Here is a 25,878-nt window from a genome sequence, read left to right on the forward strand (position 1 = left end):
GTTAACCTGCTTTCTGTAGTTCGCTCTTCGCCGCCGGCGTATGCTGACTCAATAATGCTTTCAGCTCCGGGATACAGGAACCGCAGTTGGTACCGCACTTCAGCTTGCGACCCAACGCCGAGACGCTGTGACAACCCTGCCGGATCGCACCAATAATAATTTCCTCACCCACGCCATAGCAGCTACAGACGGTCGAACCCTGTTTTAGCTGCCCTTGTGCCATTTTCCCCGCCAACAGCGCCTGTCGCTGGTAAGAGGATTCTGGTGGCGTGATAAACGCATTACAAATACTGTCGTTATCAATCTGTAGCGACTGTGCGCTGACATACAACGCCAGCACTACACGCTGGTCACGCCAGGCAACCAGATGAAACAGGCCTTTGCCCTGCGCAATCTGATACTGCACGCTATCCCGCCCACTGTTTTCTATAAATCCATAGTGCTCTGCCAGCCACCCTCGCCAGTCAGCGATATCCGTTTGCCCAGCGAGTACATATTGCGTTACGGTTTCATGCGGAATCTTGCTCCAATACGCCGTTGGCGGTTCGCTGGCATTCGACCACTCTCCGGTATTGGATAACAGCGCCTCATCCAATAAAAACAGCGACGCCTGCCACGCCGGCTGCCAACGCTGCACCCGCACCCGGCCATGCTTACTCTCGGGCTGCCCGGAATAGGGATCGGTGATGGGTGCAATCAGGCTATCGACGCGGGCCTGTGCGCTGAACTGTCGGTTCCAATGCATCGGCACAAACACGCTGCCACGCGCTTGTCCGGTGCTGATTTTTGCCTTAGCCAGCATCCAGCCCTGTGCTGATGACAAGCGCACCAGATCGCCTGCGTGAATATCTTCGTTCTTAGCGTCCAACGGATGCAGTTCACAGTAAGGCTCTGGCTGGTGACGCATCAATCGAGCGGATTTACCCGTGCGCGTCATGGTATGCCACTGATCGCGTATCCGTCCGGTGTTCAGTACCAGCGGATACGCCAGATGATGAGGATGTAGAGGAAGCTGTGGCGTCACGGCAATCAGCCGGGCTTTGCCATCGGCATGCCAGAATTGCCCATCGTCACCCAGTCTGGCGCGCCCTTGAGGGAAACGCGCGTTGACCGGCCACTGGACCGGTGCCAGATGCTGCCACTGCGCGTCGCTGAGCGCTGCCAACGCGCTGATATCAAACACCCGGCTACCGTTATTCTCAAAACCGGATAAGGCGGCGTGTTCACGGAAAATCTGTGCTGGATGCTGGTAATCAAATGCCGCCGCAAATCCCATCCGTTGCGCCACTTGAGTCAGTATCCACCAGTCAGCTTTTGCTTCCCCCGGTGCAGGCAGAAACGCCCGCTGGCGGGAAATACGCCGTTCAGAATTAGTGACGGTGCCATCCTTCTCCCCCCAACCAAGCGCCGGAAGCAAAATATTCGCGGTCGTCCCGGTATCCGTGTGGCGCATCACATCAGAGACAATCACCAGCGGGCAACGCGTCAGCGCCTGTTTTACCCGGTCGGCATCCGGCATCGATACCACAGGATTGGTGCCCATGATCCACACTGCTTTCACTTCACCGCGGTCAATAGCGTGAAACAACTCCACGGCATTCAGGCCAGGTTGGGTTGCAACCCGATCGGTCTGCCAGAAACGCTTCATTCGATCAATATCCTGCGGCGTAAATCCCATGTGGGAAGCCAGCTGATTGGCCAGACCACCAACCTCACGCCCCCCCATCGCATTGGGTTGTCCGGTAATGGAAAAGGGACCGCTGCCGGGACACCCGATTTTCCCGCTCAGCAGATGGACATTAATAATTGCGTTGCATTTATCACTACCAGATGACGACTGATTAATCCCCTGGGAATAGAGTGTCACCACCGTTTGCGACTTGCTGAATAGACGATAAAAGCGCTCAATCAGCGCCGCATCCAATTGACAAAAATCAGCGATTTGCGCTGGTGACCAGGGGTCGGCCGCCGCCAGCGCGTCATCCAGCCCGGAAAGGCATCCAGACAGCGCCCCACGATCGAACACGGCTTCCTGCTGTAGCCAGCGCAACAGACCGTTGAACAATCCGGCATCGCTGCCTGGCTGTAATGGCAGATGCAAATCGGCAATATCACAGGTGGCAGTGCGACGCGGATCGATCACCACCACCCGCATGTGCGGCCGTTGCTGTTTAGCCTGAACCAGCCGCTGGTACACCACCGGGTGTGCCCAGGCCGTATTAGAACCCACCAGCACCACCAGATCCGCCAATTCAATATCTTCATAGCTGCAAGGTACTGCATCTGCCCCCAGCCCACGTTTGTAGCCAATCACTGCCGACGCCATACACAGCCGGGAATTGGTATCCATGTTGGCGACACCGATAAAGCCTTTCATCAGTTTGTTGGCAACATAGTAATCTTCCGTCAACAGTTGACCGGAACCATAAAACGCCACGGACTGCGGCCCATGTTCGGCGATGGTTTTCTGTAAACGCTCGGCGACGGTGTCCAGCGCCTGCGACCAACTGACGCGATGGCCTTCCACTATCGGCCACAGCAAGCGGCCTTTCAGATCCAACGTTTCGCCCAACGCAGAACCTTTTACGCATAATCGCCCAAGATTGGCCGGATGATGGGGATCACCTGCAATGGTCACCTTTCCCTGTTCGTCGATTTCGGCCAGCACGCCACAGCCAACGCCACAGTAGGGACAGGTTGTCTGACAGATGCGGCGGTTCATGATACTTCCGCCATGGCCGCAGTTTTAGCCAGACTCAGCGGCTGACGGTTCACCCATATCTCCCCTTGTTCAATCCGTACCGGCCACACCTGTACACGCAGTTCCGCATCATCCGGACTGATGCCATCACACAGTCGGAAACGTTTTTTGTATAACGGGGAGATCACCACCGGCTGGCCGGCTGCGTCGCCAATCAGCCCACGGGACAACACATTCGCCCCACTGCCCGGCTCGTGGTTTTCCAGCGCGTAAACCTGTGGCTCACTACCGGAGAGATGAAACAGAGCGATCTGCTGCTGCCCGATACGGGCCGCCATCCCGGCATTGGCGGGGATATCCTGCAATGCGCCGACATGAACCCATTCAGTCTCATGATCCACCGGCTTCAAGGCAAATGGCGCATTAGCTGACGGTTTTTCATCACCCTGCGCCGGACGAATTTGTCCCCGTTCCGGCACCATCACTACCGCTTCGTCGGGGCTGTCGCTGTTGAGGAACCCACGGAACAGCGCCAGACGCGCCGGACTCTCCAGCGTGGTTTGCCACTCGCACTGGTAGCTGTCCACCACCCGCTGCATGTCGTTGTCCAGTTCGGTCCCGATGTTGAGGCTATCATCCAGAATGACCTGACGCAGGTAGTCGATGCCGCCTTCCAGATTATCCATCCAGGTGCTGGTGCGCTGTAGCCGATCAGCGGTACGGATGTAGAACATCAACACCCTATCGATGGTCTGAATCAGGGTTTCGGTATCCAGATCACTGGCAAACAGATCAGCATGGCGCGGCTTCATACCGCCGTTGCCGCACACGTACAGATTCCACCCCTTATCGGTAGCAATCACGCCGATATCTTTACCCTGCGCCTCCGAACATTCACGGGTACAGCCGGAAACGGCCATTTTTATCTTATGCGGTGAACGCAGCCCTTTGTAACGCTGCTCCAGTGCAATGGCCAACCTGGTGGAATCCTGCACGCCGTAACGACACCAGGTTGATCCAACACAGGATTTCACAGTGCGCAACGATTTGCCGTAGGCATGGCCAGTTTCAAAACCGGCGTCGATCAATTCACGCCAGATCGCCGGTAACTGCTCCAGCCGGGCGCCAAACAGATCCACACGCTGACCACCAGTAATCTTGGTATACAGGTTGTAGCGCTGCGCGACCTGACCGATAGCAATCAGCCCTTGTGGGGTAATTTCTCCAGCCGGTATACGCGGCACGACAGAATAGGTGCCATCCTTCTGGATATTGGCGAAGAAGCGGTCATTGGTATCCTGTAACGGCAGGTGCTGGGGGTGCAGTAAATAATCATTCCAGCAGGATGCCAGCATGGAACCCACCAACGGTTTACAGATTTCACAGCCCAAACCGTGACCATAGCGCGCAACTAATTCGTCGAATGAGCGGATCTCATGGACGCGGATCAGGTGATAAAGCGCCTGACGGGAGTAGGCGAAATGTTCACAGATGTCTTTCTTCACTTCGACACCCCGTTGCGTCAATTCATACTCCATCACCTGTTTCAGCAGTGGAACACAGCCGCCACAACCCGTACCGGCTTTAGTGCGAGACTTAATCGCCCCCAGTTCGGTGCAGCCGCTGGCTACTGCGGCAGAAATATCGCCTTTACTGACGTTATGGCAGGAACATATCTGTGCGCTGGCAGGTAACGCCGCTACACCCAACCCTTTTGGCGCATCACCGGAGCGGGCTGGCAAAATTAAACTTTCCGGCTGAGTGGGCAGCGGCATATCATTCAACATCATCTGCAACAACGTGCTGTACTCACCACTGTCACCCACCAGTACCGCGCCCAGCAGATGTTTACCGTCCGCGGATAGGATGATTTTTTTATAAACCTCGTTCGGCCCATCCATCCACTGATAGCTTTGACTGCCCGGCGTGCGGCCATGCGCATCACCCACCGACGCCACCTCGACGCCTAACAGCTTCAGTTTGGTGCTCATGTCCGCGCCAGTAAAGGGGGTTTCCCGCTCCGCCAGCGTATCTGCCACGCTACGTGCCATTTGATAACCCGGCGCCACCAGGCCAAAAATCTGTCCTTTCCAGAGTGCGCATTCGCCAATGGCGAAAATCGCCGCATCCGATGTCCGGCAGGCATCATCAATCACAATGCCGCCACGCGGACCTCTCTCCAATCCGCAAACTTCAGCCAGCTTATCGCGCGGACGAATACCGGCGGAAAACAGCACCAGATCAGTTTCCAGCACACTACCGTCGGCAAAGCACAGCCGATGTTGCGCCTGCTCGCCATCAATGATTTCACGGGTTTCCTTGCCGGTATGTACCCGCACCCCCAACGCTTCAATTTTGCGGCGCAGCATCGTTGCCCCGCCGTCATCAAGCTGTACCGCCATCAGACGCGGTGCAAACTCCACCACGTGCGTTTCCAGCCCCAACTGACGTAACGCATTCGCCGCTTCCAGGCCCAACAGACCGCCGCCAATCACCACGCCGACGTTGGACTGCTTCGCCTGAGCGGCGATGGCATCCAGATCATCCAGCGTGCGATAAACCAGACAACCCGGTCGCGTATTCCCGGGGATCGGCGGTACAAACGCATAGGAGCCGGTCGCCATGACCAGTTTGTCATAAGCTGTTTCTCGGCCCTGCGCATCACAAACACATTGATGCTGACGATCGATATGGATGATTTCACGGGCGTTGCGCAGTTCAATACCACTGTTGGCGAAAAATCCCTCTTTTACCAGCGACAACGACGCAGCGCTACGACCGGAAAAGTATTCGGAAAGGTGAACACGATCATAGGCTTCATGACGCTCTTCGCCAAAAACCACAATGTGATAACGCTGATGCAGATCGCGTTCGACCAGTTGTTCAAGAAAATAGTGACCGACCATGCCATGACCGATAACCACCAAAACTGGCTTGCTCATTACAGGAATCCTTACAGCCGCTGGCTGTGAATCAAAATCAGAGAAAGAAAGACCAAAAAGCAGCGATGTAGGAGAAGGCCGCAAGGTCTCAGGTTGAGGATTCTCCATGATGTTCAGCAGGTGCTGGTTATTATTCGTATCGCCGTACAACAAGACGCCAGCCAGACGGCCAGCGCGAAACAGCAAACGACGATAGTGCTGTTCCAGAGGATCAAACAGGGTGTAAAGCTCATCATCAGGAGCCACATTGATGTCGCCGCCGCTGACCACACCGATGCCGGTCACCTTCAGTCGGGTAGCGACTGGCTCGCGCTGATAATCCGCCGGTGTGTGGCCTGCCAGACGTGCGGCCAGCAGCATCGCCTGAGACAAACAGGGGGCCACCAGACCGAAGGTTTCGCCGTTCAGTTCACAGCATTCGCCAATGGCGCTAATGTTAGGATCGCTGGTACGCAGTTGACCATCCACCAGCACGCCACGATGACACGTCAACCCACACTGGCGCGCCAGATCGCTGTCCGGCAAGACACCCGCCGTGACCACCACCAGCCCGGCAGGTATCACCCGGCCATCTGCCAGTACAACGGCGCAGACGTGATCCGCCCCGTTGAGGAACTCACCACGCAAGGCCACCACCTGAACATCGGTTTCACACACGATGCTGCGTGACTGTAAGCTGTCACGCAGCAACGCGCCGGCCGTCGCATCCAATTGGCGTTCCATCAACACCGAGCGGCGGTGCAGCAGCGTGACATCCGCACCACGTCGCTTCAGTGCCGCCGCCGCTTCAATCCCCAATAGCCCGCCGCCAATCACCACCACGGGTACACACTGGCTGATCGTCGCCAGCATCAACTCCACGTCGTCCAGAGAGCGAAAACCACAAACGCCTCGCAGATCGATACCCGGTATCGACGGCATAAAAGGTCGGGAACCTGTGGCCAGCACCAGATGGTCATAGTCGATCTGGCGTTGCGTAGTGATAACCTGACGCCGTTGGCGATCGATAGCGATCACTCGCTCCCCCAGATATCGACGAATCGCGGGCGATTGATCTTCAGCGCTGGAAACCCCATCCGCTGGCAGCAGGATTTCAGCAACCGTTTTTTCACCGCTCAACACCGGTGACAATAAAATACGGTTATAGCCGGGGCGTGGTTCCTCACCGACGACTGTGATTTGATAGTGCTGCGGTGCCAGTTGCAGCAGCGTGTCTACCAGTCTGGCGCTTGCCATGCCATTACCAATCACCACCAGATGCGGTTTCATCATGTCAGATGCCTCCCGCTCAGGCGGCCTTCGGCTGTTTTTCATACAGGAAGTGCAAAACTCGCTGCCGGTAGTGGTGATAACGGGAATCATCCGCCAGCGCGATGCGTGAACGCGGGCGCGCCAAATCGACAGCCATGATTTCCCCTATCGTAGCCGCCGGGCCATTGGTCATCATCAAGACACGATCCGACAACAGCACGGCTTCATCCACATCGTGGGTAATCAGTACGATGGTGGTGTGCAGGCGTTGTTGAATGTCCATCACCGCATCCTGCAAATGTGCGCGAGTCAGTGCATCTAGTGCGCCGAACGGCTCATCCATCAGCAGCACCTTGGGTTTCATCGCCAACGCACGGGCGATGCCCACGCGCTGTTTCATGCCACCGGAGATCTCATTCGGGCGCTTATTCAACGCCTGGCCCATATGCACCAGTTCCAGATTGTGGACAATCCACTCATGCATTTCGGTTTTACTCATCTGCCCGCGAAACACCTGATGTACCGCCAGCGCGACATTGTCGTAAGTAGTCAGCCACGGCAGCAGAGAATGGTTCTGGAACACCACGCCGCGATCCGGGCCGGGGCCATCGATCTCGCGGTTATCACACAGCAGACCTCCGCTGCTTGGCAGCGTCAGACCGGCAATCAGGTTCAACAGCGTAGACTTGCCGCAGCCGGAATGACCAATCAGGCTGATGATCTCTCCGGGGTGAATATCAAAACTTACGTCACTCAGTGCCAGAAACTCGCCACTGGCAGTATTAAAACGCTGGCTGACCTGTTGTACCTGAATAATCGGATTCGTACGCATCATGGGCTCCTTAACGATCGTCATAGCTGAAACGTTTAGCAATCAACATCAACCCCTGCTCCAGCAACAGGCCGATCACACCAATCACCACGATGGCGATAATGATGTTTTCCACGTTCAGGTTGTTCCACTCATTCCAAATCCAAAAACCGATACCAATCCCGCCAGTCAGCATTTCCGTCGCCACAATCACTAACCAGGCAATGCCGATCGACAAACGCACGCCGGTCAGTATGCTGGGTAATATCGCAGGCAGCAGAATCTTACGCATCACAGTGAATTCAGACAGCTTCAGCACCCGTGCCACATTCAGATAGTCTTGTGGGATATGTTTTACGCCCTCGGCAGTATTGAGGATCATCGGCCAGATGGAGCAGATAAAAATCGTCCAGCTGGAGGCGGGTTCGGCGCGCTGAAACAGCAGCAGACCGATGGGCAGCCACGCCAGCGGACTGACCGGACGCAGCAAAGAAATAATCGGATTCAGCATGTGGGCCAGAAAGCGAAAGCGGCCAATCAGGAAACCCGTCGGGATCCCCACCAACGCCGCCAGCCCAAAACCGATACCGACGCGTTGCAATGATGCCAATACATTCCAGCCGATCCCCTGATCGTTCGGGCCAGCCACATAGAATGGATCGGCAAAAATACTCAATGCCGCCAGCCAGGTTGACCACGGCGTCGGGAAGTTTTTACTGTTCAATGCCGCGATCTGCCAAATACCAAGTAACAGTACGATGCCCAACAACGCCGGAAAGATTCGCAGTGCAGCTTGACGCAGCAGCGAACGATAGCGCCTAACCGGTTTCATCACCGGGGAGGCTAGCCTCTCGGGCGTTGCCACCGTTGACGGTAATGACATAACCTTCGCGCCAGGTGAGATTTCAGGGGCACTATCTGGTGCTATCGAAATGACTTGGGCCTGGTTTTTCATCATTGCCTCACTTATTTCTTCACGCTAAAACTGTTGGCATAGCCTGCTGGATCGCTGCCATCCCAACGACGACCATCCATCAGTACACTGCTGCGCATGTCGCTGCCCGGCAGCGGCACATTGCCCACCATCGCAGCGGCCTGTTTGTAGATATCGATACGGTTAATCTGTTTGGCTACGGCCAGATAATCCGGGTCTTTGGTGAGTAGTCCCCAGCGTTTATGCTGTGTGAGGAACCACATGCCATCGGATAGATAGGGATAGTTCACTTCTCCATCGTGATAAAAGCGCATGGCATGAGGGTCCTGCCAGGTTTTCCCCAGCCCGTTCTCGTACTGACCCAGCATGCGTCCAACAATGATTTCTTCTTTGGTGTTGATATAGGCGCGGCCCGCCACCACACTGGCCGTCTCACGGCGGTTAGCATCCGACGTGTCGATCCAGCGTGACGCGTCCAGAACGGCAGCGGTAAGCGCACGTGCGCTGTTCGGATTGGTATTGACCCAGTCGGCGCGTGTGCCGAGCACTTTTTCTGGATGATCAGGCCAGATGTCCTGTGACGTCGCTGCCGTGAAGCCAATTTTTTCGCTAATGGCGCGCTGGTTCCACGGTTCACCCACGCAATAGCCGACCATGTTGCCAATCTTCATGTTCATCACCATCTGTGGCGGCGGCACCACCACGATGCGGACATCGCTCAGCGGATTAATGCCGCCGGCCGCCAGCCAGTAATAGAGCCACATGGCATGCGTACCGGTGGGAAAGGTCTGGGCAAAGGTATATGTCCCCGCCGGACTCGCGGCGACATATTTTTTCAGCGCGGCAAGATCCGTCACATTGACGGCTCGCAGTTGATCGGCAAGCGTAATGCCTTGCCCGTTCTGGTTGATGCTCATCAGCACAGCCATGTTGGTTTGCGGACCCGCCAACCCCATTTGCAGGCCGTAGAGCTGACCGTACAATATGTGTGCGGCATCAAGCTCACCGGAGATCAGTTTGTCACGTACCGTTGCCCAACTGCTCTCTTTACTGGGAATAATCTTAATGCCGTATTTCTTATCGAACCCTTTCACCGCGGCCATCACAACCGACGCACAGTCCGTTAACGGAATGAAGCCAACACGGATCTCTTTTTTCTCCGGCGCGTCCGATCCTGCGGCCCAGGCACTGTTCATCAGACCTGGCAACATAAAACTCCCCCCAATTGCCGCACTACTCAGTAAAAACTGACGACGGGAAACCGTTATGCCTTTTGTCTTGGAATCACTCATTAACGATACCTTTTCAGCAGATAGCCGTTTACGGCCGTAAAAAACAAAACGGCGTCCATAAGCCTATGCAAAGTCATGCACGCTTATGGACGCCGTTATCCAGTTAACTCATTTCGAACCGCCATTGGCGCAAAATGCGTTAATGATGTTTAGTTGTTGCTGCCAAGTTAAAGCAATGTGTATGCCAAGAGTGATATCTCATGTAATAGCGAGGTGGGATTATAGGTAATAGCGTGACGAGATAACAGAGCGCGTTTTAGTAATAGAAGCTATTTGTGTGCCGCCATATTGTCATTTCTGCTACGTCATAGCACGCGCTCGGCACAAGGTACTCCGTCATTGCCGCTCCGTGGGCCAAGGCTTTTCACAAACATAATGTCGCTACGCGATACCCTCAGAAAAATACTCGCCAGCAACGCAATATCCATAATGTTTTTCAGGATAATAAAGATATGCACATCTCTGCTTTTGCACCGCAAGTTAGCAGAATACGCACAGTTCATGTGCATATACTCCTTAAGGAGTATCTTGAAAAACATCAGCTACCGCCAGCATGGCAGTAGCGATCTCAATCAGTTTTTTATTCTGATTCATCGCCATCCGGCGCAAGGTTTTATATGCGTCTTCCTCACTCAAACCACGGTGCTGCATCAGCAGGCTTTTCGCTCGATCGATATGTTTTCTTTCATTCAGTGTATCCCGTAACGCCGCCAGTTCGTGATCCAACGTCTGTAGACGCCGCGACTGTTGTTGCACCAATGAAAGCAACGAACGTCCCAGTTGAGGCCGGAGACCGTCACTACTCAACCAACCGTTCGGCGTACGTTGTCCGTCCAACGCATGCCCGGCCATGTCATGGCCCGCAATAAACACCGAATAACCCGGATCATCGTGTCCCTGCTGGGACATCAGGCTTTCAATATCCGCCATTTGCTCACTGCAAGCCTGTTTCGCAGCAGTGATGCGGGTGCGACAAAGCTGCATCAACGTCAGCTCCAGATGATCTTCCACCTGCTTCATTTCATCAATGCGCTGCGTGGCGATAGCAAACCACCGCAGGCTACCCTCCTCCGGCAATTTCTCCGTGCTACTGCGCGTACAGGCGATACGGCGCAGGCGTTCAAAATCACTGTCTGTCGCTATCTGTAACCAGCGCTGCCGGTTCTCTTCATCGGTGAAATCCGCAAACGTATCGAAACAACGCTCTTGTCGTTCAATCAAATCCATCAGCTTCAGCCGGGTTGCTTCATTGAACTCGCCTACGGCAAAGGCCGCTGCCCCGATGGCTCGCTCTTGCCCGGCGAGTTCCTTACCCTGCATAAAACTGAACATGGCAATCAACGCCCGTGAAATCACCGGCTCCGTCGCCGTGTCCGAGACTTCAAACACCAGTGATAACAGATTGCGGATAATGTCATTGAAGAAGTCCATGGCCTGCGGCTGTTGCAACAATCGCTGCCGAATTTGCTGACGCAGTGTCGGCAGCAGGCCCAGCGCATACACCACGCTGGCGACACGGCTGAACAACCGGCTGGCCTGCGGTAAATCGGCTGTCATGGTTTCCAGCTTTTCCAGATGCGCCATCAGCGGCACCTGTGCCAATGCCACTTCCTGCTCACGCAGTGTTAATTCATCAGCAAACAGACGGCCATCAGAACAGAGAAACAAGTTGGATGAGCCACGTTCACGTTGCAGCATATGCACCAGCTGGCTGATCTTCCCGACCAGTTCACCGCTTTGCAGTAGATAATGCAGACTGTTCAATTCACACTGGCGCGAAGCAAGTAAAAATCGAATCGTTGTGGAAGGGTCTGCTACCATCATCGTTTCTCCCGAAAAATCATCAATCAGGTAAGGCAATTAACACACCAGTTAGCCAGAGATTAATATCCACTACAAGCGTCCCCGATGACCATTGCCGTTCATAAAGGGATGAGAGTGATAATAACCCAGGCAAGGAAAGCGTTGTTCCAGTGGTTGACGGATATACGCTGTAGACGTCATCTTGATGCGATAATATGGTGACCTTCATGTCCTGTTACGTGTCCTGATCAACGCAACATAAGCAGCAACCCATTAATGTCAACAATGTGAGAGGAGAGAAAAATGACACTGAATGAAGCCGTCATTAACCGCCATACCGTTAAGGCTTTTGACTCAGGAAAAACGCTGCCGGAATCCCAAATTGAATCCCTGCTAAATGTGCTGCGCAACAGTCCTTCTTCTGTGAATTCCCAGCCCTGGCATTTTGTTGTTGCATCAACCGCAGACGGGCGGGCGGCCATCGCAAAATCGACCACCGGTGCGTTCGCGTATAACGAACCTAAAGTAGTAAATGCATCGCATGTTATTGCATTGTGTATGCATACCGATATGGATGAACAGCATTTGAACAATATCCTGACTCAGGAAGATCAGGATGGTCGTTTTGTCGCGGAAGGGTCTAAAGCCGGACAGGATAAGAGTCGTCGTTCCTATGTGGACATTCACCGCTACGAACTGCGGGATATGCCGCAGTGGATGGAAAAACAGGTTTACCTGGCGCTAGGGGGATTGCTTCTAGGAGCAGCAGTATTAGGCATTGACGCCACGCCGATGGAAGGGTTTGACCAGCGCACACTGGATATTGAACTGGGGCTGCGTGAACAAGGGCTGACTAGTGTGGTACTGGTCTCGCTGGGGGTCAAAAGCGACAAAGACTTCAATGCTCTATTACCTAAATCACGATTGCCACGCGAGCAGATTTTCACCTTTATCTAGACCAAAGAATGTTTCCGACCCGGCGGGAATCGATGCCATGCTGAGACTAAACACGTGGTTGATTGATACCCGCCCGCTCACCAACAACAATTACCCGATCGTTCCCCCAATATTTAGTCGTACCACGCATTAGCGTCGCTTCTCTTCTTTTAGTTCAGTGGTGGGCAGCGCCCTTTATTTCTGATTTGCTTTAGTTCTTGCAACTTCATACGTATCATTTCAAGTGGAGTTTGCGGGAAGCTTCCACGTTTTACTTGTGACAGCTTGTTGATCACTGGGCTAGTATAGCGGTAAGAGAAGGTTTGAATACCCGAGGACACGTAACCTTCTGTTTTCAGCGGTATCGGCCTTATTTTCATCCGCTGGTTTCATCACTTCGATAGTTTTGGATAATAACGGTTTGTTTTCCTGTCATTTCCGTGCCGTTATGATTGCTAACTGGCTGATTTGTATAAACTGATTTTCATTTACAGCACCAAAATGCAGGTAGCAAGATCTCCTGATACAAAACGAGAATAATAAAAATCACAGTAAACTTTAAATTCAATGGAATAGAAAACATAACCGCATGAAAACCACCGACAACCTCGATAACCACACCCCCATGATGCAGCAGTACTTAAAGCTAAAGGCGGAGCACCCTGAAATACTGCTGTTTTATCGTATGGGTGACTTTTATGAGCTGTTTTATGATGATGCCAAACGGGCATCTCAGTTACTGGATATTTCGCTGACTAAACGGGGTGCTTCGGCGGGTGAACCGATCCCGATGGCGGGTGTTCCTTATCACGCGATAGAAAACTATCTGGCGAAACTGGTTCAGTTAGGCGAGTCCGTGGCTATCTGTGAGCAGATTGGTGATCCAGCGACCAGCAAAGGTCCGGTAGAACGCAAGGTGGTCCGAATTGTTACACCGGGCACCATCAGCGATGAAGCCTTATTGCAGGAAAAGCAGGATAATCTGCTAGCTGCCATCTGGCAGGATAGCCGTGGCTTCGGCTATGCCACACTGGATATCAGCTCCGGGCGTTTTCGCCTGGCCGAGCCGACTGATCAGGAAACGATGGTAGCGGAGTTGCAGCGCACCAATCCCGCTGAACTGCTTTATCCGGAAAACTTCGAGACGATGTCGCTCATCGAGCATCGTCGTGGCCTGCGCCGTCGCCCATTGTGGGAATTTGAACTGGATACCGCACGCCAGCAATTGAACCTGCAATTTGGCACCCAGGATCTGACCGGCTTTGGCGTCGAACAGGCCAAACAGGGGCTGCGTGCCGCCGGTTGTCTGCTGCAATATGCCAAAGACACGCAACGGACATCGCTCCCCCATATCCGTAGCATCACCATAGAACGGCAGCAAGACGGCATCATTATGGATGCAGCAACATGTCGCAATCTTGAACTGACGCAAAACCTTTCTGGTGGTATAGAAAACACACTGGCAGCAGTGCTCGATTGTACGGTCACGGCGATGGGCAGCCGCATGCTGAAGCGCTGGTTGCACGTACCCAGTCGGAATACCCAAACCCTGACCCAGCGGCAACACGCTATCGCTGACCTACAGAATATTACCGCTGAACTGCAACCCTGTTTACGTCAGGTTGGTGATCTCGAACGGATCTTGGCACGACTGGCACTTCGAACAGCTCGCCCGCGCGATCTGGCCCGGATGCGTCATGCTTTTCAACAACTGCCCGAAATTCATGCGCAGTTATCTTCGATTCATGCAGATTATGTGCATCATCTGGCGAGCCAAATTGGTCAGTTTGATGAACTAAGGGCGTTGCTGGAACGTGCCGTGGTAGAAGCCCCGCCGGTGTTGGTACGTGATGGCGGCGTTATTGCTACCGGTTATCACGCCGAGCTGGATGAATGGCGCATGCTGGCAGACGGCGCCAGCGATTATCTGGATAAGCTGGAAATCCGGGAACGGGAAAAACTGGGCATTGATACGCTGAAAGTCGGTTTTAACGGCGTTCATGGTTATTACATTCAGGTCAGTCGCGGTCAGAGCCATATGGTGCCGATACACTATGTTCGCCGCCAGACACTGAAAAATGCCGAGCGTTACATTATTCCCGAACTGAAGGAATATGAAGACAAAGTGCTGACATCGAAGGGCAAAGCACTGTCGCTGGAAAAAATGCTGTATGACGAGCTGTTCGATCTGTTGCTGCCGCATCTGGCTGAACTGCAACAGAGTGCCAGTGCACTGGCTGAACTGGATGTACTGACCAATCTGGCGGAACGCGCCGATACGCTGAGTTATGTGTGCCCCACGCTGAGCGACAAACCCGGCATCAAAATTGTGGGTGGCCGTCATCCGGTGGTGGAACAGGTACTCAGCGACCCTTTTATTTCCAATCCACTCTCGCTTTCTCCCCAGCGTCGGCTGTTGATCGTAACCGGTCCGAACATGGGGGGTAAAAGTACCTATATGCGTCAGGCGGCACTCATTGTACTGATGGCGCATATCGGCAGCTATGTACCTGCTGAGCAAGCCATCATCGGCCCGGTGGATCGCATATTCACCCGGGTAGGTGCCGCAGACGACCTGGCTTCCGGTCGATCCACCTTTATGGTGGAAATGACGGAAACAGCCAATATTCTGCACAATGCCACAGAAAACAGCCTGGTACTGATGGATGAAATTGGCCGGGGTACATCAACCTACGATGGACTTTCTCTGGCATGGTCCTGTGCAGAAAACCTCGCTAATAAAATCAAGGCCATGACACTGTTCGCGACTCACTATTTCGAGCTGACGACCCTGCCAGAAAAAATGGAAGGCGTGGTAAACATTCATCTTGATGCCATGGAACACGGCGACACAATTGTCTTCATGCACAGTGTTCAGGAAGGTGCGGCCAGTAAAAGCTACGGTCTGGCAGTCGCCGCCCTGGCTGGGGTGCCTAAAGAAGTCATCAAACGGGCGCGACAGAAACTGAAAGAACTGGAGTCACTTTCCAATAACGCGTCCGCCAGCCATGTTGACGGGTCACAGTTAACGCTGCTCAGCCCCGAAGAAGAGCCCTCACCCGCACTGGAAGCCCTTGAGTCTATCGACCCAGATACTCTCACACCACGTCAGGCACTGGATTGGTTGTACCGCCTGAAGACGATGTTGTAATCCGTTGAGGTCAGAAAGGATATTATATAGTAAGGGCTGAGGTCTGGCCCTTGCTCATTAAACTGCGTTCGCGTGAAAAAATCATAATAATCAAGAGAATATTACTACACGGGTATGATACGTTACTGGTTGCCAGATAATCACCGGAGCTTTCATTCGCGGTTCATCAATCGCAATTAACTGATGACGATTACGAAATTTCAGCGGTTTCCCGTCACTATCCAAAACTTCCAGTTCATTACTATTTTTGGGTCGGAAATAACGTTTCTCACCATTGAAACCGGTCAATACCAGCTTCTCTGCCGTCCGGCGCCACTGCCCATATTCCGCAGTAGTTTTCAGACCATCTTCCCCACTCTGATAATATTTTTGTAAGGCAAAACGGCCGTCTTTACCCAGAAACAGTGAAACTTCAACATTGACACAATCACTACTCGATAGCGTACCACGGTAATTCTGTGCCATCGGTCGCAAAGGTTCTTCCTGAATCGGAGAAAATGAACGACAACCGATTAACACTGACAACACAAAAACCAACACCCCCCTTATCATCAGTTTATTCATTCTAATTCTCCTGTCGTATCTCCATGTTGAGCGCTGAACATCATCTCTATTGCCGGGCAATTTGCCACTCAGTAAACGATAATTCCAGATTATTATCATTATCTGATAGCCAAATAATTCCTTCCTGTAGCGTAGCTTGTAATGACATATTACGCTGTACCAATCCTGCTAATTGATTAAGCTGCTGGTCATCCAGAAAACGTATCGTCAGGTTTTTGAATGCCACCACTTTCTCCGCCATATTTTGCCACCAAACCTGTGCAGCTCGTTCACCATAAGCATAAAGCACCACATGAGGCGATAAACTACAGGCTTTTTTGAGTCGCCGTTCATCCGGCAACCCGAGTTCGACCCATAGTTCCAGTTGCTGTGAATCGCTATGCTGCCAGATTTCCGGTTCATCATCCGCACTGAGTCCTCGGGTAAAACGCAGATTATCATCAGCATGGCAAATCCAGGCTAACAACCTTAACATCATACGCTGATCGGTTTCGGAAGGATGTTGGGCAATCGTCAGACTGGCATCGTGGAAAAACTGCCGATCCATATCTGCTATGTTGATTGCCGCTTTATAAACCGTTGCTTTTAACGCCATTATTCACCTCATTGAGTAATGCAGTCAGTGTACTTGAGAATGTGCAATGCTCACAGTAAAGGTGACACTTGCGCCGTTAATCGCGGATTAGACTGTTGCATAATGCTGATAAGCTGCGAATGGCTATGCTATAGTCGAATGAGATAACAGAGTTTATCTTCGTAGGCTTACGTAGTCCGTTAACATAATAACGTATGATGCATGAATGCCTACCGGGTTGAGCTCTAAGGGAGGATCTTGTGCAACAATACAGTGAAATAGTACGCCGTCTATACGCTCAAATTGCCAGTGGTGATCTGGGCTATGTACCCGACGCACTGGGTTGTGTATTAAAAACCCTGGATGGAATCGCCACAAACAGCGAATTGCCGTCCTCAGTCAGGGAACAGGCGGCTTATGCCGCCGCTAACTTATTGGTGAGCGATTATGTCAATGAGTAATGAATATCAACCCATCAATTGTGATGATTATGACAACCTGGAGGCAACCTGCCAGCAGCATCTTACGCTAACGGTAGAGTTGCGTAATGGAGAAATCATTACCGGGAAAGCCAGCGATATGGTCTCCCGAAAACATATTGAATATTTGGTGCTTGAAGATGCTGGTCACCTCCATGAGCTTAGGCTCGATCATATCCTCAGCTTTAGCCATCCGGAAATAGGCAAAGTTGTTGTCAGTGAGCCTTAAATCGCTACTATAAACGGACAACTCAGGTTGTCCGTTTTTTTATCTTCATCGCTGCCAGTCAATATGCCAACCATCTTCACCGTGTTGCACCTGCCCTTCCATCGTGATAAACACACCCACAGCGGCAATAAGTTGCTCATTATAAAAGAGTAGTGGCGTGCGTTCCCGCTGCCAGGGCGGAACACCCATTTCCTGCCACAACTTTTTCATCTGACGGCCATGTTGTCTACCCACTATATGAATTTTCCCTTGCGCCATAAACCGGACTGTTACCTGCTCTCCCTCTCGTGGAGAACGCACATGAGTGCCATGAGACGCTAGCATTAAACACCCCAACCCATCCGGTAATACAAGCGGTGACGACGCCGCCAGTTGCCACGGCAGAATGCAAGATTTGAGTGAATCCATCAGCGGTAATAAATAAAGTTGCTGCCGAAAACGCCTGACTTGCACATTGCCCAGTTGTAATTGCGGCTCCGCATCTTGCTTACTCATTGCCACTTCTTGCCATACGCGTTGCAACTGATCACGGGAAGGCATCTGTGCACCTTGCCTTGCTATCCAGCGACGCAACAACGCAAAACGACGTGCCGGGCTCAATGGCATCAGTGCATCAATGCACAGAGCACCATCGGCATCGCTCATTGCCTGTAACGACTCGGCCAACAACTCATCCAGTAATTGCTCTTGTTCTGCGCACAGTGCAGCACTACGTGCCACAGCAGAAAGAAAATGCGGCCAGCGCTGTTTTAACAAAGGTAATACGTGCAGACGTAAAAAGTTGCGGTCAAAACGTTCATCGCCATTGCTATCATCTTCAATCCAGGAAAGCTGTTGTGTCTGTGCATACGCTTCGAGTTGAGTACGGGAAAATGTCAATAATGGGCGCAATAAAACATGACCGTTCGACGTGGAGTGTTCAGCCATTGAGGCTAGCCCTGCCGGGCCGCTCCCTCGTTTGAGCGCCAGTAGAAAAGTTTCGCTCTGGTCATCCAGATGTTGGGCAGTCAGTAACGCTTCACCGGGTAACAAATGATTTTTCAATGCCTGATAACGCGCCTCACGTGCCGCTGCTTCAATCCCTTTCTGCCGGGCATCGACATCCACATGCAGCACATCAAACGGAACCTGCCAACGCTGACATTGCTGGCGGCAATGCTCTGCCCAGCTATCCGCCAGAGGATTCAAACCATGATGGATATAAACCGCCCGCAAGGAAATATGCTGTTGCTGGCTGATGCGCGTCATCAGGTTCAGCAATACACTGGAATCCAGTCCGCCGCTGTAGGCCACCAGACAATGAGAATACATTGCAGTCCTGCGACACACCTCAGCCAGCAACATCTCTTCGCTGCTCATATCATGGTTACCGTTCATACAATTCAAGTGGCAGCCCATCAGGATCACTGAAAAAAGTGAACCGGCGCTGGGTTTCCTCATCAACACGTAGAGGCTCACAGATCACACCGGATTGTGTTAGCTCAGCGATAGATTGTTCAATATCTTCAACAAAGAACGCCAGATGACGTAAGCCACAGGCCTCAGGGCGACTCACTCGGGTTGGCGGTTGATGAAATGAAAACAGCTCAACAAGGTAATGACCATTTAATGCCAGGTCGCCCTTCCAGGAATCACGCGACGCACGGTAAACCTCATGCAACAGTGTAAAACCCATCACATCACAATAAAACCGCTTACTACGTTCGTAATCAGATGCGATGATAGCAATATGATGAATATCTTGAATTTTAAGCATCACTCTCTCACGGTTTCAGTGCAAATAGTTATTCAGTACGGCAACACCCGGCATAAGCGAAAATCGTCCTGTCCGCCCCATAATAACAAAAAGTCCGCGCTCATTTCTGATTGCGGACTTTTAACGATGTTTAAATTACTGTGTCAAACCCATAGCGTTTGGAAACTTGAAAGGAATCAACAGTAACCGTAATTCATCAAACGCTGATAGCGACGATTAAGCAATTCCTGCTCACTAAATACATCCAGATCACGCAAGTCAACCAACAACTGGGACTTCAGTGATTCAGACATCGTTTCAATATCACGGTGAGCCGAGCCAAGTGGCTCAGGAATAACGCTATCGATCAGATTCAGCTCTTTCAACCGGTGCGCGGTAATACCCATCGCCTCAGCGGCCAGAGGTGCCTTATCGGCACTTTTCCACAGAATAGATGCACACCCTTCCGGGGAAATAACAGAATAGGTGCTGTATTGCAGCATATTCACCTTGTCACCCACACCGATGGCTAATGCTCCACCAGAACCACCTTCACCAATAACGGTACAGATGATTGGTACACTCAAACCCGACATTTCACGCAAATTACGGGCAATCGCTTCAGACTGACCGCGCTCTTCCGCACCTACGCCCGGGTATGCGCCAGGGGTATCAATGAAGGTAATGATCGGCATTTTGAAACGCTCGGCCATTTCCATCAAGCGCAATGCCTTTCGATAACCTTCTGGTGCTGGCATACCAAAATTGCGACGAATTTTTTCTTTGGTTTCGCGACCCTTCTGGTGACCGATAATCATCACAGGACGCCCATCCAGACGAGCAATCCCACCAACGATGGCTTTATCATCAGCGTAAGCTCGATCTCCTGCCAATTCATCAAAATCAGTAAAGATGTGCTTAACATAATCCAGCGTATATGGGCGCAGTGGATGGCGAGCCAGCTGGGCGATTTGCCAAGCACCCAGATCAGCGAAAATTTTACGTGTCAACTCAACGCTTTTTTCGCGTAGACGCTTAACCTCTTCGTCCAGGTTAATATCCAATTTTTCGTCTTGACGGCTGACTGCGGTCAGCGAGTCAATTTTCGCTTCCAACTCTGCAATCGGCTGCTCAAAATCAAGAAAATTCAGACTCATAGTATTCCTATATTAGTCAAATTCCAGTTCTACCTGTTCATTACCCACTAAAGTGCGCAAATCATTCAGCAACACATCGGTCGGCGTGACACGCCATGCAGCACCGAAGCGTAACCGGGCACGCGCATTCTCCCGTTGGTAGTAAAGATGCACTGGAATCGTCCCTGATCGATGGGGTTCCAACGACTGACGGAGACGGTTTAACAACTGGTCATCAATTTGCCTGTCAGTCAGCGAGATAGCAAGTCCGCGAGCATATTTTTCCCGCGCGTCACTGATATCCATTAACTCGCGGACCGTCATTTTAAGTCCACTGCTGAAGTCATCAAAGCTGACCTGTCCGCTGGCAATAAGAATGCGGTCTTTTTCCAGCAGATGCTGGTATTTTTCCAGTGCATCGGTGAACAGCATGATCTCAAGACGCCCGGAACGATCGTCAAGAGTACCAACACCAATCCGGTTTCCACGCTTAGTCACCATAACTCGGGCAGACAGTACCAGACCGACTGCCGTGGTGAGTTTTCCCCGTTCCGTGGGGTGCATATCTTTTAAACGTAAGCCTCCTGCATAACGCTCAATTTCCTTAAGATACTGGTTAATAGGGTGGCCGGTCAGATACAAACCCAGCGTTTCCCGCTCACCATCCAGAACAACCTGTTCCGGCCATGGAGACACTGTACTATATGACTGCTCTACCTGTCCCGGCGCCTCCGCCAGGACACCGAACATGTCCACTTGCCCGATAGCTTCCGCTTTCGCATGCTGATCCGCAGCTTTCAGCGCATCCCCCAACGAATTCATCAGCGCGGCCCGATGAGGTCCAAGTCGGTCAAAAGCCCCCGACATAATCAGCTTTTCCAGTACCCGTCGGTTAAGCTTTTTAGTATCAGCACGTGCGCACAGGTCAAACAGCTCCTTGAAGTAACCATCCTTATTTCGCGCTTCAATGATTGCTTCAATCGGCCCTTCACCCACGCCTTTAATCGCGCCAATGCCGTAGACAATCTCTCCGTCATCATTCACATGGAAATGGTACAGCCCACTATTGATATCCGGCGGCAGAATTTTCAGGCCCATGCGCCAGCACTCGTCCACCAGACCCACAACTTTATCGGTGTTATCCATATCCGCTGTCATCACGGCAGCCATGAATTCAGCCGGATAGTGCGCTTTTAACCACAGCGTCTGATAAGAGACTAGCGCATAAGCCGCAGAGTGCGATTTGTTAAATCCATAACCCGCGAATTTTTCCACCAGGTCAAAGATTTTCATCGACAGCTCACCGTCGACGTTCATTCTCTCCGCGCCCTCTTTAAACACAGAGCGCTGCTTGGCCATCTCTTCGGGCTTTTTCTTACCCATCGCTCGACGCAACATGTCCGCGCCACCCAGAGTATACCCTGACAGCACCTGGGCTATCTGCATCACCTGTTCCTGATACAGGATAATACCATAGGTCGGTTCCAGCACCGGTTTGAGTGACTCATGCTGCCATTGGATATCGGGATAGGAAATAGCTTCTCGACCATGCTTACGGTCAATAAAGTTATCTACCATACCCGACTGCAAGGGCCCGGGACGGAACAAGGCCACCAGCGCGATCATATCTTCAAAACAGTCAGGCTTCAGGCGCTTAATCAAGTCCTTCATGCCGCGCGATTCAAGCTGGAACACCGCCGTGGTTTCCGAGCGCTGTAGCATGTCAAAGCTCTTTTTATCATCCAGCGGAATAGAGGCGATGTTGATCGGATCCTGTCCGGCCCGAGCCCGACGCGCGTTGATCATCTCCAGTGCCCAGTCAATGATGGTCAGCGTTCGCAGGCCAAGAAAGTCAAATTTCACCAGCCCGGCGTATTCCACATCGCTTTTATCAAACTGAGTAACTGGGTGATGACCTTCCGGATCGCAATACAGTGGCGCAAAATCAGTGATTTTAGTCGGTGATATCACCACACCACCGGCGTGTTTACCGGCATTACGCGTTACCCCTTCGAGCTTGCGCGCCATGTCGATCAACGCTTTGACTTCCTCATCGGCATCATAAATTTCGCCTAATTGAGGCTCGGCGGCAAATGCTTTTTCCAGGGTCATACCAGGATCGAGTGGTATCAGCTTGGAAATTCGATCCACAAAACCATATGGATGCCCCAGTACGCGCCCTACGTCACGGATTACCGCTTTAGCTGCCATCGTACCGAAAGTAATAATCTGGGAAACGGCATCCCGACCATACATATCCGCGACGTGGTCAATAACCAGATCACGCTTTTCCATGCAAAAATCGACGTCAAAGTCTGGCATGGAGACACGTTCCGGGTTAAGGAATCGTTCGAACAGCAGATCGAATTCAAGCGGATCAAGATCAGTAATCTTCAGCGAATACGCCACCAACGATCCGGCGCCTGAACCTCGCCCCGGACCAACCGGTACATTGTTATCCTTAGACCACTGAATAAACTCCATCACGATAAGGAAGTAACCGGGAAATCCCATCTGGTTGATGACTTTCAACTCAATATCCAGACGTTCATCATATTTTTGACGTTTCTCAGCCCGATCTTCTTCATTCGGGAATAGATACTTCAGACGCTCTTCCAGCCCTTCTTTCGCACGCTTAACCAGGTAATCTTCCGTGGACATATCACCCGTAGGAAACTGCGGCAGGAAATACTCTCCCAGCCGAATAGTGACATTACAACGTTTAGCAATCTCCACGCTGTTAATCAGCGCTTCAGGAATATCCGCAAATAGCTCGCACATTTCCTCTTCGCTGCGCATGTATTGCTGCGAACTGTAATTGCGCGGACGTTTGGGATCGTCCAGCGTAAATCCATCATGAATGGCAACGCGGATTTCATGCGCATCAAAGTCGTCTTCACTGATAAAGCGAACATCGTTGGTCGCGACCACGGGCAAACCATGCGCCACCGCCACTGCCACGGCAGAATGCAGATAACTTTCTTCATCGGGACGACCAGTACGGATCAACTCAAGATAGTAACGATCAGGAAAATGCTGTTGATAAAAAGCCAAACATTGCGTTGCCTGCGCCTGATTACCACGTAATAAAAATTTCCCTACATCACCATGTCGCCCGCCTGACAACAATAACAAACCATGTTGATGCTCAATCAGCCATTCACGTTCAATGGTCGGCCCAACAGGACCGTAACCCCGCTGGTAAGAACGAGAGATCAGTAGCGTCAGGTTCTGATAACCTTCATTATCCATTGCCAGGATAGTGAGTTGAGACGGCTCATCGCCCAACTCTTCACTTGAAACCAGTAAATCAGCACCGACAATAGCCTTAATTCCAGCACTGTGCGCACCGCCGTAGAATTTCACCAGGCCACACAGGTTGGTGAAATCGGTAATCGCCAGCGCTGGCATTCCCAGCGACGCTGCTTTTTTTACCAACGGCCCGACTTTCGCCAGTCCATCGATCATGGAATAGTCACTGTGAACACGCAGGTGAACAAAACGTGGTTCGGCCATATCCAGATCCTAGAATGTGTCAAGTAATTAACCTGATAACATAATGAAATTATCAGGCAGATAAGTAATATGTATTTCTACTATGCCAAGCCCAACGCTCGTTTAACTGGAGCGAAACTGCTCCTGTGATGATGGGTAGCCCCTAAGGTAGCCAGTTTTTCCAGGTGATAAGCGGTAGGATAGCCTTTATGCTGCGCAAAACCATAAGCGGGGAAAATCTTGTCCAACGCTTCCATTTCCCAGTCTCGCGTGACTTTGGCAAGTATTGATGCGGCACTAATCTCCGGTACGAGGTCATCACCCTTCACCACCGCCAACGACGGCATGGGTAGCATCGGGCAGCGATTACCATCGATTAAAACATAATCAGGCGTCAAGACCAAACCAGCGACTGCGCGTTGCATTGCCAACATTGTGGCATGCAGAATATTCAGTTGATCAATCTCTTCCGGTTCTGCACGTCCCAGACTCCAGGCTAGCGCCTTGTCCTTAATTTCGTCATACAGAGAAAGACGGCGTTTTTCACTCAATTTCTTCGAGTCCGCCAACCCGACAATCGGGCGATTAGGATCAAGAATCACTGCCGCAGTAACAACTGCGCCCACTAACGGGCCTCGCCCTACTTCATCAACCCCGGCAATACAGGTTGCCTGAGGGTAACTAAATGATTTATTCATGATTTTGATAATTCCAGTACTGCCTGAGCAGCCTGCTCGTCAGCATTACAGCGAATCTGTTCATGCAACGTCAGGAAATTACCCTGCAACGCGACGGCATCTTCTCCTCTTTGCAGCCAAGGCATCAGAGCTGCCGCCAACTTGTCCGGAGTGCAATCCGCTTGCAGTAACTCTTTAACCAGTTCACGACCAGCCAACAGATTAGGTAACGATACCCAAGGGGTTTTTACCAGTTTCTGGGCCAACCAGAAGGTAAACGGCTTCATTCGGTAACCCACTACCATCGGGCATTTTGCCAGCATACACTCCAGTGCAGCCGTACCGGAGGCCAGTAATGTGGCGTCACTGGCCACCATAGCTTCGCGGGCATGACCATCCAGCATGTGAACTGTCAATTCCGGTGCTACTACATCTTTTACCTGCTCAAATTGAGCCCGACGTTTGCTATTAACCAACGGCACCACGATTTCAAGTTCTGGGTAAGTTTGTCGTAGCAACTGCGCCGTTTTAAGAAAATCGGCACTCAGCATTTCCACCTCGGCACTCCGGCTACCCGGTAGCAACGCCAGACAACGTGCATCCACCGCCAACCCCAGAGCAATGCGTGCAGCCTGTTTATCGGGATGTAATGGCATGGCATCAGCCATGGTATGACCGATAAAACGGCAGGGGACATTAAAACGATCATAAAACGCTTTTTCAAAAGGCAGAAATGCCAGAACCAGATCTGTTGACCGGCCAATTTTGAAAACCCGTTTCTGTCGCCAGGCCCATACTGATGGGCTGACATAATGAATGGTTTTGATTCCACGCTGCTTCAGACGTCCTTCCAGCGTGATATTGAAATCAGGTGCGTCAATCCCAACAAAAACATCTGGCTTCAATTCACTGAAGCGGCGTGTTAAATCACGACGAATCTTTAATAACCGAGGCAGACGTTCCAGTACTTCGACCACTCCCATGACTGCCAACTCCTCCATTTCGTACCAGGCTTCACATCCTTCCTGCAACATCTGCGGTCCGGCAACGCCCACAAAACGGACATCCGGTATTTTGGCCTTAAGTGCGCGAATTAATCCGGCACCAAGAATATCGCCGGAGGTTTCCCCGGCGACTATTCCGATAATGAGTGGGCGCGGAGTCATAA

Annotated in this window: 18 protein-coding genes; 4 read left to right on the forward strand and 14 right to left on the reverse strand. The window is 51.9% G+C overall.

From position 1 onward, the window contains the following. Position 1: 1 nt before the first annotated feature. The 6 genes from CWC46_RS19335 to CWC46_RS19365 all read right to left on the reverse strand — a co-directional run bounded on the left by CWC46_RS19335 (position 2) and on the right by CWC46_RS19365 (position 11,752). Positions 2-2,722 (reverse strand): nitrate reductase, encoded by a 2,721-nt coding sequence (locus CWC46_RS19335; protein WP_021014903.1) that lies wholly within the window; start codon positions 2,720-2,722, stop codon positions 2-4. Then, positions 2,719-6,912 carry a nitrite reductase large subunit NirB gene (nirB, locus tag CWC46_RS19340; RefSeq protein ID WP_084297627.1) on the reverse strand — a complete coding sequence of 1,398 codons (4,194 nt, stop codon included), beginning with the start codon at positions 6,910-6,912 and terminating at the stop codon, positions 2,719-2,721. The genes CWC46_RS19335 and nirB overlap by 4 nt, the downstream gene beginning before the upstream one ends. Positions 6,913-6,931: 19 nt before the next feature. Further along, positions 6,932-7,726, reverse strand: coding sequence for an ABC transporter ATP-binding protein (locus CWC46_RS19345; RefSeq protein WP_021014901.1), 795 nt, complete (start codon positions 7,724-7,726; stop codon positions 6,932-6,934). Between the two features lie 10 nt (positions 7,727-7,736). Beyond that, positions 7,737-8,660 carry a nitrate ABC transporter permease gene (gene ntrB, locus CWC46_RS19350; protein WP_021014900.1) on the reverse strand — a complete coding sequence of 308 codons (924 nt, stop codon included), beginning with the start codon at positions 8,658-8,660 and terminating at the stop codon, positions 7,737-7,739. 11 nt (positions 8,661-8,671) lie between these two features. After that, entirely contained in the window at positions 8,672-9,931 is a 1,260-nt protein-coding gene (locus CWC46_RS19355) for a CmpA/NrtA family ABC transporter substrate-binding protein (RefSeq protein ID WP_021014899.1), read from the reverse strand. A gap of 516 nt (positions 9,932-10,447) precedes the next feature. Continuing rightward, a complete protein-coding gene (locus tag CWC46_RS19365; protein ID WP_037381319.1) occupies positions 10,448-11,752 on the reverse strand; it encodes a nitrate regulatory protein in 1,305 nt (434 codons plus the stop codon). Positions 11,753-12,037: 285 nt separating this feature from the next. On the opposite strand from CWC46_RS19365, the gene nfsB reads away from it, so the two are divergent. Together nfsB and mutS are read left to right on the forward strand one after the other, a co-directional pair. After that, a complete protein-coding gene (gene nfsB / locus CWC46_RS19370) occupies positions 12,038-12,691 on the forward strand; it encodes an oxygen-insensitive NAD(P)H nitroreductase (RefSeq protein ID WP_021014896.1) in 654 nt (217 codons plus the stop codon). A gap of 568 nt (positions 12,692-13,259) precedes the next feature. Beyond that, the gene (gene mutS, locus CWC46_RS19380) at positions 13,260-15,821 is read left to right on the forward strand and encodes a DNA mismatch repair protein MutS (RefSeq protein WP_021014895.1); all 2,562 of its coding nucleotides are present in this window, start codon (positions 13,260-13,262) and stop codon (positions 15,819-15,821) included. A 90-nt stretch (positions 15,822-15,911) separates the two neighbouring features. Here the strand turns inward: mutS and CWC46_RS19385 are convergent, their stop codons facing one another. Continuing rightward, a complete protein-coding gene (locus tag CWC46_RS19385) occupies positions 15,912-16,385 on the reverse strand; it encodes a copper resistance protein NlpE N-terminal domain-containing protein (RefSeq protein ID WP_021014894.1) in 474 nt (157 codons plus the stop codon). Between the two features lie 46 nt (positions 16,386-16,431). Continuing rightward, positions 16,432-16,980 (reverse strand): YaeQ family protein, encoded by a 549-nt coding sequence (locus CWC46_RS19390; RefSeq protein ID WP_021014893.1) that lies wholly within the window; start codon positions 16,978-16,980, stop codon positions 16,432-16,434. A 239-nt stretch (positions 16,981-17,219) separates the two neighbouring features. Here CWC46_RS19390 and CWC46_RS19395 point away from each other — a divergent pair, with 239 nt between their 5' ends. Together CWC46_RS19395 and rof are read left to right on the forward strand one after the other, a co-directional pair. Then, entirely contained in the window at positions 17,220-17,420 is a 201-nt protein-coding gene (locus CWC46_RS19395; RefSeq protein WP_021014892.1) for a YaeP family protein, read from the forward strand. Beyond that, positions 17,407-17,667 (forward strand): Rho-binding antiterminator, encoded by a 261-nt coding sequence (rof, locus tag CWC46_RS19400; protein WP_021014891.1) that lies wholly within the window; start codon positions 17,407-17,409, stop codon positions 17,665-17,667. The genes CWC46_RS19395 and rof overlap by 14 nt, the downstream gene beginning before the upstream one ends. A gap of 45 nt (positions 17,668-17,712) precedes the next feature. On the opposite strand, the gene tilS is transcribed toward rof, so the two are convergent. The 6 genes from tilS to lpxB all read right to left on the reverse strand — a co-directional run bounded on the left by tilS (position 17,713) and on the right by lpxB (position 25,876). Continuing rightward, complete coding sequence (gene tilS / locus CWC46_RS19405) at positions 17,713-19,044, reverse strand: tRNA lysidine(34) synthetase TilS (RefSeq protein WP_037380701.1); 1,332 nt, start codon at positions 19,042-19,044, stop codon at positions 17,713-17,715. Next, entirely contained in the window at positions 19,034-19,423 is a 390-nt protein-coding gene (locus CWC46_RS19410; RefSeq protein WP_021014889.1) for a VOC family protein, read from the reverse strand. The genes tilS and CWC46_RS19410 overlap by 11 nt, the downstream gene beginning before the upstream one ends. Before the next feature lie 176 nt (positions 19,424-19,599). Next, a complete protein-coding gene (accA, locus tag CWC46_RS19415) occupies positions 19,600-20,559 on the reverse strand; it encodes an acetyl-CoA carboxylase carboxyl transferase subunit alpha (RefSeq protein ID WP_021014888.1) in 960 nt (319 codons plus the stop codon). 12 nt (positions 20,560-20,571) lie between these two features. After that, entirely contained in the window at positions 20,572-24,054 is a 3,483-nt protein-coding gene (dnaE, locus tag CWC46_RS19420) for a DNA polymerase III subunit alpha (RefSeq protein WP_021014887.1), read from the reverse strand. A gap of 80 nt (positions 24,055-24,134) precedes the next feature. After that, positions 24,135-24,731: a ribonuclease HII gene (gene rnhB / locus CWC46_RS19425; protein ID WP_021014886.1), complete on the reverse strand. Its 597-nt coding sequence runs from the start codon at positions 24,729-24,731 to the stop codon at positions 24,135-24,137. After that, a complete protein-coding gene (lpxB, locus tag CWC46_RS19430; protein ID WP_021014885.1) occupies positions 24,728-25,876 on the reverse strand; it encodes a lipid-A-disaccharide synthase in 1,149 nt (382 codons plus the stop codon). The genes rnhB and lpxB overlap by 4 nt, the downstream gene beginning before the upstream one ends. Positions 25,877-25,878: the final 2 nt, after the last annotated feature.

This window comes from Prodigiosinella confusarubida (assembly GCF_002847015.1).
GTDB classification, from domain to species: domain Bacteria; phylum Pseudomonadota; class Gammaproteobacteria; order Enterobacterales; family Enterobacteriaceae; genus Prodigiosinella; species Prodigiosinella aquatilis.

What these genes read in the sequence shown, in the direction of transcription:
- CWC46_RS19365 (WP_037381319.1), bottom strand. Translation starts at nt 11,752, where the DNA reads ATGGTAGCAGACCCTTCCACAACGATTCGATTTTTACTTGCTTCGCGC.
- dnaE (WP_021014887.1), bottom strand. Translation starts at nt 24,054, where the DNA reads ATGGCCGAACCACGTTTTGTTCACCTGCGTGTTCACAGTGACTATTCC.
- rnhB (WP_021014886.1), bottom strand. Translation starts at nt 24,731, where the DNA reads ATGAATAAATCATTTAGTTACCCTCAGGCAACCTGTATTGCCGGGGTT.
- nirB (WP_084297627.1), bottom strand. Translation starts at nt 6,912, where the DNA reads ATGAAACCGCATCTGGTGGTGATTGGTAATGGCATGGCAAGCGCCAGA.
- CWC46_RS19390 (WP_021014893.1), bottom strand. Translation starts at nt 16,980, where the DNA reads ATGGCGTTAAAAGCAACGGTTTATAAAGCGGCAATCAACATAGCAGAT.
- rof (WP_021014891.1), top strand. Translation starts at nt 17,407, where the DNA reads ATGTCAATGAGTAATGAATATCAACCCATCAATTGTGATGATTATGAC.
- CWC46_RS19335 (WP_021014903.1), bottom strand. Translation starts at nt 2,722, where the DNA reads ATGAACCGCCGCATCTGTCAGACAACCTGTCCCTACTGTGGCGTTGGC.
- tilS (WP_037380701.1), bottom strand. Translation starts at nt 19,044, where the DNA reads ATGAACGGTAACCATGATATGAGCAGCGAAGAGATGTTGCTGGCTGAG.
- CWC46_RS19345 (WP_021014901.1), bottom strand. Translation starts at nt 7,726, where the DNA reads ATGCGTACGAATCCGATTATTCAGGTACAACAGGTCAGCCAGCGTTTT.
- nfsB (WP_021014896.1), top strand. Translation starts at nt 12,038, where the DNA reads ATGACACTGAATGAAGCCGTCATTAACCGCCATACCGTTAAGGCTTTT.
- CWC46_RS19410 (WP_021014889.1), bottom strand. Translation starts at nt 19,423, where the DNA reads ATGCTTAAAATTCAAGATATTCATCATATTGCTATCATCGCATCTGAT.
- CWC46_RS19385 (WP_021014894.1), bottom strand. Translation starts at nt 16,385, where the DNA reads ATGAATAAACTGATGATAAGGGGGGTGTTGGTTTTTGTGTTGTCAGTG.
- ntrB (WP_021014900.1), bottom strand. Translation starts at nt 8,660, where the DNA reads ATGAAAAACCAGGCCCAAGTCATTTCGATAGCACCAGATAGTGCCCCT.
- lpxB (WP_021014885.1), bottom strand. Translation starts at nt 25,876, where the DNA reads ATGACTCCGCGCCCACTCATTATCGGAATAGTCGCCGGGGAAACCTCC.
- mutS (WP_021014895.1), top strand. Translation starts at nt 13,260, where the DNA reads ATGAAAACCACCGACAACCTCGATAACCACACCCCCATGATGCAGCAG.
- accA (WP_021014888.1), bottom strand. Translation starts at nt 20,559, where the DNA reads ATGAGTCTGAATTTTCTTGATTTTGAGCAGCCGATTGCAGAGTTGGAA.
- CWC46_RS19355 (WP_021014899.1), bottom strand. Translation starts at nt 9,931, where the DNA reads ATGAGTGATTCCAAGACAAAAGGCATAACGGTTTCCCGTCGTCAGTTT.